The sequence below is a fragment of the Butyricicoccus pullicaecorum genome (genome assembly GCF_002160355.1).
GTDB classification, from domain to species: Bacteria; Bacillota; Clostridia; order Oscillospirales; family Butyricicoccaceae; genus Butyricicoccus; species Butyricicoccus pullicaecorum.
On record NZ_NFKK01000002.1, the window covers coordinates 283,282 to 296,857 of the forward strand.

General features: G+C 55.2%; 10 protein-coding genes. 9 read left to right on the forward strand and 1 reads right to left on the reverse strand.

Features of this window, described 5'->3' with window-relative positions:
* Positions 1–168: 168 nt before the first annotated feature.
* The 4 genes from B5F17_RS03035 (at position 169) to B5F17_RS03050 (ending at position 5,384) form a co-directional block, all read left to right on the forward strand.
* On the forward strand, positions 169–768 hold the full coding sequence (locus tag B5F17_RS03035; protein ID WP_087370653.1) for a TetR/AcrR family transcriptional regulator: 600 nt from the start codon (positions 169–171) through the stop codon (positions 766–768).
* 263 nt (positions 769–1,031) lie between these two features.
* Positions 1,032–2,540, forward strand: coding sequence for an AbgT family transporter (locus B5F17_RS03040; protein ID WP_087370657.1), 1,509 nt, complete (start codon positions 1,032–1,034; stop codon positions 2,538–2,540).
* A gap of 62 nt (positions 2,541–2,602) precedes the next feature.
* Complete coding sequence (locus B5F17_RS03045; RefSeq protein ID WP_087370660.1) at positions 2,603–3,868, forward strand: amidohydrolase family protein; 1,266 nt, start codon at positions 2,603–2,605, stop codon at positions 3,866–3,868.
* A gap of 13 nt (positions 3,869–3,881) precedes the next feature.
* Positions 3,882–5,384, forward strand: a complete 1,503-nt coding sequence (locus B5F17_RS03050; protein ID WP_087370663.1) for a gluzincin family metallopeptidase — start codon at positions 3,882–3,884, stop codon at positions 5,382–5,384.
* A 61-nt stretch (positions 5,385–5,445) separates the two neighbouring features.
* Here B5F17_RS03050 and B5F17_RS03055 read toward each other — a convergent pair whose 3' ends face one another.
* The gene (locus B5F17_RS03055; protein ID WP_087370665.1) at positions 5,446–6,486 is read right to left on the reverse strand and encodes an aldose epimerase family protein; all 1,041 of its coding nucleotides are present in this window, start codon (positions 6,484–6,486) and stop codon (positions 5,446–5,448) included.
* A 201-nt stretch (positions 6,487–6,687) separates the two neighbouring features.
* Here B5F17_RS03055 and B5F17_RS03060 point away from each other — a divergent pair, with 201 nt between their 5' ends.
* From B5F17_RS03060 to xylB, 5 genes are all read left to right on the forward strand, one after another.
* A complete protein-coding gene (locus tag B5F17_RS03060; protein ID WP_162608060.1) occupies positions 6,688–7,821 on the forward strand; it encodes an ROK family transcriptional regulator in 1,134 nt (377 codons plus the stop codon).
* A 288-nt stretch (positions 7,822–8,109) separates the two neighbouring features.
* On the forward strand, positions 8,110–9,225 hold the full coding sequence (gene chvE, locus B5F17_RS03065) for a multiple monosaccharide ABC transporter substrate-binding protein (RefSeq protein ID WP_016147318.1): 1,116 nt from the start codon (positions 8,110–8,112) through the stop codon (positions 9,223–9,225).
* A 72-nt stretch (positions 9,226–9,297) separates the two neighbouring features.
* A complete protein-coding gene (mmsA, locus tag B5F17_RS03070; RefSeq protein WP_016147317.1) occupies positions 9,298–10,848 on the forward strand; it encodes a multiple monosaccharide ABC transporter ATP-binding protein in 1,551 nt (516 codons plus the stop codon).
* On the forward strand, positions 10,841–12,016 hold the full coding sequence (mmsB, locus tag B5F17_RS03075; protein ID WP_016147316.1) for a multiple monosaccharide ABC transporter permease: 1,176 nt from the start codon (positions 10,841–10,843) through the stop codon (positions 12,014–12,016). Before mmsA ends, mmsB begins: the two co-directional genes overlap by 8 nt.
* A 23-nt stretch (positions 12,017–12,039) precedes the next feature.
* On the forward strand, positions 12,040–13,563 hold the full coding sequence (xylB, locus tag B5F17_RS03080; protein WP_087370671.1) for a xylulokinase: 1,524 nt from the start codon (positions 12,040–12,042) through the stop codon (positions 13,561–13,563).
* The last annotated feature ends 13 nt before the right edge of the window (positions 13,564–13,576 follow it).

The following is a 13,576-nucleotide window of genomic DNA, read 5'->3' on the forward strand; positions in this document are numbered from 1 at the left end:
TTGACGGATTTCACGAGGCGATTGGCAAAGCAAGAAGGAAAATATGGAAAATTTGCGGGCGGATATCTGGGTTTTGCGCCATGCGTTCCATTTTCGTTCATTTTTTGATATAATGGATGCACCTGACAGAGAGCCGCAGGGGAAATGTCGGAAGACGAGGAGAAAACTATGGAAAAAGAGACAAAGGGCGTACGCACCAAGCGACAGTTATACCAGTGTGCGATGAAGTTGTTCCGCGAGCGCGGATTTGACCGGGTTTCGGTGGACGAGATTGTCCGTGAGGCCGGCATGGCCAAAGGGACGTTCTATATCTATTTCAATACCAAATCGGACATTATTTTGGAGATGCTGCGGCAGTATGATACCTATTACGATCAGATCATGGCCGGTTTGCCGGATGATCTGTCTATCGATGAGCAGATGGAAGAGATTGTAAAGGGTGCGTGCCGGTTTACTGAGGAGGTCATCGGTCTGGACCTCATCCGCGTGCTGTATGTCAAGCAGCTAACCGAAGGGCAGGAACATCCGGGACTGCTCAACGAGGATCGAGCCTTGTTTCGCATCCTGTCCGAGCTGCTCACCGCGGGACAGGGCGCCGGAATCTATGACCCGGCTCTGGATGTGCCCGACACCACCCGCCTCATTCTGCACGGCATCCGCGCCAGCTTTTTCGAGTGGTGTTCCAGTCGGGGGCAGTTCGATCTGACCCAGGAATGTCTGTATTTTCTGCATACCTTCTGCCGCGGAATTTATCATACGGCGAAATGAATAAAAATCCGAACGGTGCGTCCGTTCGGATTTTTTGTGTCTGTTTCGCGATTGCGTGCCATATGCTTTGTAAAGTTTAGCGATCAGACCGGTTCTGTTGTACGTCAGACACGGACAAAAGGGGATAGAATCTTATGCTAAATTGGTAAAAAAACGAAAAATTACTTGACGAAGCTCATAAATAGGCATTATAGTATAAGAAAGGAAAAATATGACTATGGTCATATTTTATCGATCACAAAAGAAAGGGTTTGAAAATCAGTATGGGAAAAGAGCGCAAGTCGGGTGGTGTCCTGGGCGCCATCGAACGTGCGGGCAATACCTTGCCGCATCCGTTCATATTATTCTTGTATATCACAGCCGGTTTGGCTGTATTGTCGGCTGTCCTGTCGCTGATGGGGGTATCTGCGGTCAATCCGACAACCGGCGAAACCGTTACGGTACAGAATATCATCAGCCGAGACGGTCTGGTGTGGATTGTGGAGAACATGCTGCTCAACTTCTCGGGCTTTGCACCGCTTGGACTGGTGCTCGCCATGCAGATGGCGATCGGTCTTGCAGAGGGCAGCGGCCTGCTCGATACCTTCATGCGCCGCGCCATTCTGGGCGTTCCGCTGTGGGCACTGAGTGCGACCGTCCTGTTTCTGGGCATCAACGGCAGTATCGCGTCTGAGGCATCCATCATCGTCATTCCGGCACTGGCTGCAACCGCATTTCAGGCGGTGGGCAAGCATCCGATTGCCGGTCTGATTGCAGGCTACGCTGCCACCAACGCCGGTTTCACCGCAAATATCCTCATCACCGGCACCGATGCACTGCTCTACGGTGTCACCGAGGACGCAGCACAGATGATCGACCCGTCGGTCACGCTGACCCCGGCGATCAACTGGTATTTTATGATTGTGTCCTGTCTGGTGCTGACCGTCGTGGGCGTTTTCGTCAATGACCGCATCATTGTACCCCGTCTGGGTGAGTACAAGGGCAGCGAGAAGGCGGACGAGCGCACGGCAACCGATCTGGAAAAGAAGGGTCTGCGCAATGCGGGTATTTTCACCCTCATTTATGCAATCCTGCTGCTGATCTGCCTGGTTCCGCAGAACGGCCTGCTGCGCGGTGAAAACGGCAGCATTCTGGAATCTCCGTTCATCACCGGTCTGGTTCCTATCCTGATTGTCTATTTTGTACTGGCTGGTGTCGTGTACGGCAAGACCGTGGGCACGATCAAAGACAGCGGTGACATCCCGAAGATGATGGCCAATTCGCTCCAGTCGCTGACCGGCTATATCGTTCTGGTCTTTGTCATCGCGCAGTTCATCAACATGTTCAGCTACACCAACCTCGGTACGATCATTGCGGTCAATGCGTCCGATGCCCTGCAGAAGGTCGGCTTTACCGGCATTCCGCTGGTCATCGGTGTCATCCTGCTGACCATCTTGGTGAACTTCTTTATGACCAGCGGCACGGCAAAGTGGTACATCTTTGCACCGATTTTCGTGCCGATGTTCATGCTGCTCGGCTATTCGCCCGAGTTTGCACAGGCCATCTACCGTATCGGTGACTCGATTGCAAACCCGCTCACGCCGATCTATCCCTATCTGCCCATCGTCATCGGTATGGCGCAGAAGTACGAAAAAAATACCGGTATCGGCACCATCATTTCCATGACGCTGCCGTACTCCATCGCCTTCCTCATCGTCTGGATTGTGCAGGTCATCGTGTGGATGGCCTTCAATCTGCCGCTGGGCCCGGGCGCATCGGTATTCCTGGCATAAAAACATACAAGGGCTGCGTATCGTGATGCGCGGCCCTTTTCCCATCGAAAGAGGAGAGAAATATGGGTTATAAAAAATTGCTCTGCGGACGGCTGTACGACGGCATCCGAGACGAAATACAAGAAAATCGAGAAATTCTGATCGAGGACAAGACCATTCTGGAGGTCGGTGCGCATACCGCGACCCCGCAGGGCTGTGAAGTCATCGACCTGACCGCACTGACGGTCACACCCGGTATGATCGACGCGCACGTGCACGCTGCCTTCTTTGATTGGCGCGAGATTCCTAAGGACGCGGTGTACTACTCGGACGGCATGCGCGCGCTGGCGACTGCCGAATGCGCTCGCCGTGCGCTGGCCGGTGGCTTTACCACCATTCGCCACGTCGGCTGGTTCCGTGAGGACTACTCGCTCGACGTGCGCCGCGCCATTGATGCCGGATTCATTGACGGTGCACGCATGGTCGTCGCACCGCACTTCCTGTGCGCGCCCGGCAGCCACGGCGACAGCACCCAGAGCATCGCGACCAATCCTGCACTGTCCCGCTTTATGGAACAGCAATACCCGACGATGGGCAGCGGCGCCGAGTTTTTCCGCGATGCCGTGCGTCACGAGGTCAAAATCGGTGCGGATTTCATTAAAATTATGGCAACCGGCGGATTTTTTACGCCCAACGACTCGCCCGAGGACAAGCAGTTAGCCGATGACGAGCTGCGTGCCATCATCGATACCGCACACTCGCTGCACACCACGGTGACCGCCCACGCCTACACGGCCGAGCTGGTCACCACCCTGGCACAGATGGGCATTGACGGCATCGAGCACGCGTCCATGGTCGACCGCAACACCATCCGCTTGCTGGAAAAACGAGACATTTATGTCGTGCCGACCTTCTGCCCGTATGACGAGATTATTCTGCTGGATGAAGAAAAACTGGCGCAGAAATCACCCGAATTCCAGCGTAAACTGCGCTATTATCGCGAAGCGCTGGTCGAAGGCCGCAAGGCGCTCATTGACAGCAACCTGCGTCTTGGCTACGGCACCGACCTTGTGGTCGGCTATCAGAATTACGAGTGCGGACGCGAATACTCGGCATGGCTGCGCAATGGCGTATCGCCGTACCGCGCACTGCGCGCCGCAACGGCGGAAAATGCTCGAATTCTGGGACTTTCTGACAAGATCGGCACCATTGAACCGGGTAAGCTGGCCGATATTTCGGCTTGGGGACGCGATCTGCTGACCGATGACAAGGCACTTTTAGACTGTGCGTTTGTCATGAAGGAAGGTCAGGTGTATGCACACACCTGCATTTTGGACAATTACCGCTGAGGGAGGCTGAACCATGAGATATCAGGACTGTCTGCACAGTATTCGGCAGTTAAATGAACAATTTCGCCATTATAAGAGCATTGAGTCGCTGTTTGAGCTTGACCAGTGGTCGATGCTGCCCGCCGAGGGTGCGGCCTATCGCCAGCAGACCGCGGCGTTCATCGGGGAACAGAAAAATGCGCTGTACTGCGGAGACCAAGCTCGTCGAGTAGCTGATTTTCTGTCGGGTGTCAAGCTCGAAGAGCTGGACAACGACATCGACCGCGCGCTGGTGCGCATCTTCCGTGCACGCTATCGCAACGCTGTGCACACGCCGGTCGATCTGCTGCGTGAATACAATTTGATGAAAGCCGAGTGCATGAACGCTTGGAAGCAGGCGCGTCAGGCGCAGGATTATGGGATTTTCCGTCCATATCTTGCACGTGCATTCGATCTCAAAAAGCAGATTGCACTGTCCATCAACCCGGACGCACCTGCATTTGAGACACTGGTGGGCATGACCGACGAGGGTTTGCAGGTGCAGGAGGTGTCCGAGCAGTTCGACCGCCTGAAAACCGGTCTGCGCAGCCTGCTCAATCGGCTGCAAACCGGTCACGCACCCGAGACCGTACCCATCCCGGACTGTGATCCCGAACAGATGGAACGCTTTGCCCAGCGCCTGGCGCGTGAACTGGGCTATTCATCCGAACGCGGCAGCTTCAACAACCGTGTCGTGCACGCATTTACCTCCTTTATGGGGCCGCGGGATGCGCGTGTTTCCACCTATCGAAACGGCAGCTACAATCTGATTTTCACCTATCTGCACGAGGCCGGTCACGCGATGTACGCCAGCGGCAGCAGTCAGGAAATCATCGATGCCGGTCTGTGGGGCGGTGTTGAGGGCGGTTTCCACGAGGCAAATGCACGATTTTTCGAGAATATGGTCGGTCACAGCCGTGCGTACTGGTCACATTATTATCCGCAGCTGCAAGCGGAACTTGCACCCTTCCGCGACATTTCGCTCGATGCGTTCTATGCAGTAACCCATCAGGTGAGACCCACACCGCGCCGTATCTCGTCTGACGAGGTCACGTACAGCCTGCACGCCATTCTGCGGTTTGAGCTTGAGCGCGATTATTTTGCCGGGGAACTGTCGGCAGATGACATGGCACAGGCGTGGAATGACAAGTATGAGGGCTATCTGGGCATCCGTCCGCAAAACGATACCGAGGGTGTCTTGCAGGACATGCACTGGGCGGGCGATTACATTGGCTATTTCCAGAGCTATGCGCTGGGCAACATTTACACCGGACAGATCCTGCAAGCCATGCACGAAGACATTCCGGACATGGATGCACGCATGGCGCGCGGTGACTTGCAGCCGATTTACGTATGGATGCAGGACAAAATCTGGCAGTACGGCTGCTGTTACACGGCGGGCGAGCTGATGCACCGATTGACCGGAACCGGGCTGGATGCGCAGCCGTTCCTAGAGTATCTGGAGCGCACCTATGGTGCACTTTATGGCATTTCATAAAACCGGAGATAAAAAGAGGGCAGTGCGCTTGCACTGTCCTCTTTGTGTGTATGGATAAAATTTAGATTGCCGGGAAGCGGTAGATGGTCTGGTGCTTCCAAAGCGCACCCGGGCGCAGGATGGCCTGCGGCCAGTCGGGGTGATGGATGTTATCGGGGTAGAACTGGGTTTCCAGGCAGAAGCCGGCACGTCGTCCGTAAACTGCACCGTTTTTACCCTTGGGAGCGCCTTCCAGCGCGTTGCCGGTGTAGAACTGCACGCCGGGCAGGGTGGTTTCCACCTGCATGGTGATGCCGGTCGCCGGAGAAGTGACCTCTGCCGTGGGCGAGAGGAAACCGATCGAACCGCGCAGGGCAAAGTTATGATCGTAGCCGCCGACGTTTTGCAGCTGCTCGTCCGGGTCATCCCAGTGTGCGCCGATGGCGGTCGGAGTGCGCAGGTCGAGTGCAGTGCCGGTGACCGGTGCGAGTGTACCCAGTGGGATGGCCTCGTTATCAACCGGTGTGAAATAGTCCGCATTTAGGGTGATTTTCTGATCGCCGACCGAGCCTGCGTCGTGACCGGACAGATTCCAGTAAGCATGGTTTGTCAGATTGCACAGGGTGGGTGCGTCGGTCTGTGCCTGATAGTCGATGATAAGCGCACGGTTTGCCACGGTGTAGCGCACGCAGACCTGTAACGTGCCGGGGTACCCCTCGTCGCCGTCCGGACTGGTCAGGGTCAGCACCAGGCTGTCGCCGTCCGTTTGAACATTCCACAGCCGCTTGTCAAAGCCCTGTCCGCCGTGCAGGTGGTTGCGTCCGTCATTTGTGCGCAGGGTGTAGTCCTTGCCGTCGAGCGAGAATTTACCGCGTGCGATGCGGTTGCCAAAGCGGCCGATGAGTGCGCCGATGAACTTGTCCTGCACTTCATAGCTGTGCACATCGTCATAGCCCAGTGCAACATCAATCATCTTTCCGCTGCGATCGGGTACCAGAACCGACTGGATGGTGCCGCCGAGGTTCAAAATACCGACCGAGATCACGCCGTCTGAAAGCCAATATCGCATGATCTCATGGCCGTCCGCTGTCTTGCCGAAGGGTTCCTGTCTGATGCCTGCCATACAAATGCCTCCTTACAGATGATTCTGATGGTATCATAACACTTTATGCGAGAAAAGAAAAGACACCTATGGCTCAAAAAGTATAGGATGCAGAAAAAGGCTGAAAAAAGTGAAAAAATTAACAAAGTGCTTGTGTTCTGTCCGTGGGAATGGTATAATCTCATAAACGAAAAGACTTTTACAAAAGTATGGGGTGTTCCTATGGCACAAAGCCGTAAAATATCAACTGCCGAACTGCGCAGACAAAATAGAAATAACATTTACCGATATTTTTACGATGCACAGACCCCGAAAACCAAGCAGGATATTGCAAATGACCTTTCGCTCTCGCTGCCGACCGTAACGCAGAATCTGCGCGAGCTGATGGACGCGGGATTGATCGAATATGCAGGACTCATCGACTCGAACGGCGGACGGCGTGCGCGCAGCATGCAGATGTGTGCTGACGTACAGTTTGCCGTCGGCATCGAGCTGTCGCCCAAGCACATCCGTCTGGCGGCAGTCAATTTGCGGGCGGACGTGATTGCATACGAAAAGATTGCCTGTCCGTTCAGCAATGATGTGAGTTACCGGCAGCGCATGGCGCGTGCACTGGAAGAATTTCTGGATCGTTTTTCGCTCGATCGCGGCCGATTGCTGGGTGTGGGCATCACGCTGCCCGGCATCATCGACGAGGAAAACGGCATGATCGAAGTCGTTCCGGTTTTCGGACTGCGCAAAATGCGTCTGTCTCTGCTGACCGAGCTGCTGCCTTATCCGGTTTTCGTGGAAAACGATGCCAACGCAGGCGGTTTTGCCGAGTGGTGGAATCATGCGTCGTTTGAGACCATGGCCTATCTGTTTATCGGCAAGGGTGTCGGCGGGGCACTGCTCATTGACGGCAAGCCTTACGTCGGTGTCCAGCGCCGCAGCGCTGAGTTTGGTCACATGTGCATCGCGTCAAACGGTAAGGGGTGCAGCTGCGGGCGGCATGACTGTCTGGAAGCGTACTGCTCGACCGCGCGCCTGAGCGACGATCTGGACATTTCGGTCGAGGACTTTTTCCGCGGTCTGCACGAGGGAAATGAGCAGTATTTTGCCGTCTGGAAGAACTATTTGGACGCGCTTTCGGTTGGTATCAACAATATTCGCATGATGATGGACTGCCCGGTCGTGGTGGGTGGTACGATCACGCCCTATCTCGAGGAGTATTTGCCCGATCTGGTCGCGCGTCTGAGTATGCGCAGCAGTTTTGACGATGACGGCAGTTATCTGCATCTGGGACGCTGCGGTGACCGGGCGAACTGCGTCGGTGTCGCACTCCACTTCATCGCAGACTTTATGAAAAGTATTTAACAAAAGTCGAAATTGGACAGAAGGAAAGAGGACGTTCTCACAAGAGAACGCCCTCTTTTTTGTGCATAATGGCAAATTGAGTGGAGATGGAGCGGTAAAAGTTTACAAATACGGAAATGAGTTTTTTGGCAATCTACTGAAAATATGTAAAATAGATAAAAACTATTGACTATCCAAAAACACAGATGTATGATATCACCATAAGTTAAGTAAAGGATATTTACAAAAGTAATTTAACAAATTCCTTTTACTTAAAACCGGGAAATTGAAAAAGGAGAGTGCGGTAAAATGAAAAAACGGTTACTGGCAATGTTGATGGCAGGTACCATGGCGCTGAGCATGACGGCATGCGGAGGCGGCGGTGCTTCCGATGGCGGCGAAGCAGCTGACGGCGGCGAGGCTGCCGAAGGCGCAGCAAAGATCGGTGTTTCCATGCCGACCCAGTCGCTGCAGCGCTGGAATCAGGATGGTACCAACATGAAGGAACAGCTGGAAGCTGCGGGCTATACGGTTGACCTTCAGTACGCTGGCGACAACGACATTCCGACCCAGGTATCCCAGATCGAGAACATGATCGCAGGCGGCTGCGACGCACTGGTTATCGCAGCAATCGACGGCTCGGCACTGACCGAGGCGCTCAAGGGTGCTTCCGAGAACAACATTCCGGTCATCTCTTACGACCGTCTGATTATGAACTCGGATGCAGTTTCCTACTACGCAACCTTCGATAACTACAAGGTTGGTCAGATGCAGGGCGAGTACATCCGCGATGCACTGGATCTCGACAATGCAGCAGGCCCGTTCAACATCGAGCTGACCACCGGCGCACCGGACGATAACAACGTAAACTTCTTCTTCGGCGGCGCAATGGACGTGCTCCAGCCGTACATCGACAGCGGCAAGCTGGTTGTTCCCTCTGGTCAGACCGAGAAGGCACAGTGCGCGACCGCAAACTGGTCGACTGAGGAAGCACAGAAGCGTTTCGAGAACATCATCACTTCTGTTGGCTACGGCCCCGACGGCGTCAAGCTCGACGCAGTTCTGTGCTCGAACGACTCCACTTCTTACGGCGTACAGAATGCCCTCCAGGCAGCAGGCTACACCGCAGACAACATGCCGATCATCACCGGTCAGGACTGCGATAAGCCCAACGTCAAGAATCTGGTTTCCGGTCTGCAGTCCATGTCCGTCTTTAAGGACACTCGTACCCTGGCAGATGCAACGGTCAAGATGGTAGATGCCATCGTTAAGGGCACCGAGCCTGAGATCAACGACACCGAGACTTACGACAACGGCACCGGTATCATTCCGTCCTACCTGTGTGATCCGGTCATCGTAACCAAGGACAATTACGAAGAGATCCTGATTGACAGCGGCTACTACACCGCAGAGGATGTTGCGTAACCTTTAATAGATTCGGGCGGGCGGTGTAACGCTGCCCCGCCCGAATTTTATGTAAAAACGGGAGTGAAGCAAATGGCAAAGACTCTTCTCGAAATGAAGAACATTGTAAAGCTGTTTCCCGGCGTTCGCGCGCTGGACAACGTAAACCTCAAAGTTGAGGAGGGCGAAGTTCATGCGCTGGTTGGTGAGAACGGAGCGGGAAAAAGCACGCTGATGAATGTTTTGAGCGGCATTTATCCCTATGGCAGCTATGAAGGCGATATCCTGTACAATGGTGAGGTTTGTCAGTTTAAGACCATCAAGGACAGCGAGGCCAAGGGCATTGTAATCATTCATCAGGAATTGGCACTGGTACCCTATCTGAGTATCGGAGAGAATATGTTCCTCGGAAATGAACGAGGAAGCAAGGCACGCATCGACTGGGACGAGACTTACCACCGTGCAGATGAACTGCTGCGGCAGGTTGGCCTGACTGAGTCCAGCCATACGCTGATCAAGGACATCGGCGTAGGCAAACAGCAGCTGGTCGAGATCGCGAAAGCGCTGGCCAAGAATGTAAAATTGCTCATTCTGGATGAGCCCACGGCATCACTCAACGAATCGGACAGCCAGAAGCTGCTCGATCTGATGCTGGAATTCAAAAAACAGGGCATGACGAGTATCATCATCTCGCATAAGCTCAACGAAATTTCTTACGTAGCAGATAAGATTACGGTCATTCGTGACGGTTCTACGATTGAGACGCTGACCAAGGGTGTCGATGACTTTTCCGAGGCGCGTATCATCAAGGGCATGGTTGGCCGTGATTTGTCCGACCGCTTCCCAAAGCGCACGCCGCATATCGGTGAGATCGCAATGGAAGTCAAGGACTGGACGGTGTACCATCCGATCTACGAGGGTCGCAAGGTGGTAGACAACGTCAATTTTAACGTCCGCAAGGGCGAGGTTGTAGGCATTTCCGGCCTGATGGGCGCAGGACGCACCGAACTTGCTATGTCCATCTTTGGCCGCAGCTACGGCTCGCACATTACCGGCACGCTGACCATCGGCGGCAAGGAAGTCCACCTCAAGACGGTCAAGGAAGCCATCAATGCAAAGCTCGCTTACGTCACCGAGGATCGAAAGGGCAACGGTCTGGTACTGACCAACCCCATCCGCGTCAACACCACGCTTGCAAAGCTGGATAAGGTGTCCAATCATGGCGTTATCGACCGGGATAAGGAAGTACAGGTTGCGGAGGACTACCGCAGCAAGCTGCGCACCAAGTGCCCGAGCGTCGAGCAAAACGTCGGCAACCTGTCGGGCGGCAATCAGCAGAAGGTTCTGCTGGCAAAGTGGATGTTTGCCGATCCGGATATCCTGATTCTGGACGAGCCGACCCGTGGTATCGATGTCGGCGCAAAATATGAGATTTACACGATCATCAACCAGCTCGTCGCCGAGGGCAAGAGCGTCGTTATGATTTCTTCCGAACTGCCCGAGGTTCTGGGTATGTCCGACCGCGTCTATGTCATGAATGAGGGACGCATGGTCGGTGAATTCCCGATCGAAGAGGCGACGAGCGAGGCCATTATGGCTCGTATCCTGCAAACAAGCGGAAAGGGCGTGTCAAACAATGACTAAACTGAAGGATACACTGAAGAAAAATACCATGTTGGTGGCACTGATCATCGTCATGGCTTTGTTCCAGGTGCTGATTATGAGCGCGGGCAAGGGCTCGCTGTTCGCACCGACCAACGTTGCAAACCTCATCATGCAGAACAGCTACGTCGTCATTCTCGCGACCGGCATGCTGCTTTGCATCCTGACCGGCGGTAACATCGACCTGTCGGTCGGCTCGATCGTTGCCCTGATCGGCGCGGTCGCTGGTACGTTCATCGTCAAATGGGAGATGAACATTTACCTCGCTATCGTTCTGTGCCTGGTCATCGGCCTGCTGGTCGGTGTTTGGCAGGGCTTCTGGATTGCTTACGTCAACATTCCGCCTTTCATCTGCACCCTGTGCGGCATGCTGATCTGGCGCGGCCTGGCAACCATTATTCTGGATGGCACCACCATTTCGCCCTTCCCGGAAGAATACCTCAAGTACTTTACCTCTTATCTGCCCGGCGCAGATGCCAGCAAGACAGTCATTATGAGCGTCTCGCTCATCGTTGGTGCACTGTGCTGCGCAGCACTGGTCGCTGTCACCCTGTTCGGCCAGATGCAGAAAAAGCGTAAGGGCTATGCAACCGAAGCTGCCGGCCTGATGATCGGCCGCCTGGTTGTGATTTGTGCAGTCATCATGGCAGTCTTCTACCTGCTCGGCCAGAGCAAGGGTATCCCGACCGTTCTGGTTCTGCTGGCAGTCGTTGTATTCATCTATCAGTATTTCACCACCCGTACGGTATCCGGCCGTCATATCTATGCACTCGGCGGCAACATGAAGGCTACTCAGCTGTCCGGTATCGACACCAAGAAGGTTATGTTCGGCGTGTACGTCAACATGGCATTCCTGTCCGCTGTCGCAGCACTGGTCTGCGTCGGTCGTTTCAACTCGGCAGCGCCCTCTGCTGGTACCAACTATGAGATGGACGCAATCGGTTCGTGCTTCATCGGCGGCGCTTCGGCATACGGCGGTGTTGGTACGGTCGGCGGCGCAGTCATCGGCGCAATCTTCATGGGCGTTCTGAACAACGGTATGTCCATCCTGGGCATCGACGCAAACTGGCAGAAGGTCGTTAAGGGCCTGGTACTGCTGGGCGCAGTTGTATTCGATGTCGTCAGCAAGAAGCAGAACAAGTCCCGCTGATTTTAAGAGAAGAGGCGTAACGCATGAATTACTTACTTGGCATTGACGTCGGCACTTCGGGCACCAAGACCGCGCTGTTTGACACCGCGGGCGGTGTGATCGCAAGTGCAACTTACGAATATCCCATGCAGCAGCCGCAGAACGGCTGGGCAGAGCAGAACCCGAATGACTGGTGGGACGCCGTACGCCACGGCGTTTCCCAGGTGCTGCGCGACAGCGCCATCCAGCCGTCGGACATCAAGGGCATCGGCATTTCCGGTCAGATGCACTCGCTTGTGATGCTGGATGAGAACAATCAGGTCTTGCGTCCGGCTATCCTGTGGTGTGATGGCCGCACAGCCAAAGAGTGCGAGGAAATCCACGAGCGGGTCGGCAAGGAACGTCTGATCGAGTTGACCGCCAACCCGGCACTGACCGGCTTTACCGCCGGTAAGATCCTGTGGGTGCGCAAGCATGAGCCGGAAATCTATGCAAAGTGCCGTCATATCCTGCTGCCCAAGGACTATATCCGTCTGATGCTGACCGGCGAGTACGCCACCGAGGTGTCCGATGCATCGGGCATGGGTCTGCTGGATGTACCCCACCGCTGTTGGTCGGATGAGGTGCTGGAAAAGCTCGAGATCGATAAATCCTTACTCGCCAAGGTTTACGAGAGCCCGGAAGTGACCGGCCGTGTGACCGCACAGGCGGCAGCCGAGACCGGTCTGGCCGAGGGCACCATCGTGGTCGGCGGCGCAGGCGACAATGCCGCAGCGGCAGTCGGCACCGGTGTCGTGGTCAACGGACGTGCATTCGCGACTATCGGCACATCGGGCGTGGTTTTCGCACATACCGACTCGCTGTCCATCGACCCCAAGGGCCGCGTGCATACCTTCTGCTGCGCGGTACCCGGTGCGTGGCATGTCATGGGTGTCACTCTGGCAGCCGGTGCATCGCTCCAGTGGTTCCGCAATAACCTGTGCCGGGATATTATGGAGGAGGCCGACAAGCGCGGTATCGATCCCTATGTCTTGATGACCCAGATGGCAGAAAAAGTGCCGGTGGGTTCTGAACGTCTGCTGTTTTTGCCCTATCTGATGGGCGAGCGCACCCCGCATCTTGATCCCGATTGCCGCGGTGCATTCGTTGGCCTGTCGGCCATCCACACCCGTGCCGAGATGATTCGTGCGGTTATGGAGGGTGTCACTTTCTCGCTGCGCGACTGCATGGAAATTCTGCGCGGCATGAACGTGACCAGCGAAGAGATCGTTGCCTGCGGCGGTGGCGGAAGCAGTCCGCTGTGGCGGCAGATGCTGGCCGATGTGCTGGGCTGCGGCGTCTCGACCGCAGTCAGCCGCGAAGGCCCGGCGCTGGGTGTTGCGCTGCTGGCAGGCGTGGGCGCTGGCCTGTATGAGAGCGTCCCGGCAGCCTGCGAGGCGGTCATCCGCACGAGCAAGCCTCAGATGCCGAACGAGACCGACGCTGCACAGTACAACAAGTACTACACCCTGTATCAGACTTTGTATCCCGCCCTGCGTGACAGCTATGCCGCGCTGGCTAAGCTGTAAAGGAGAATTCATC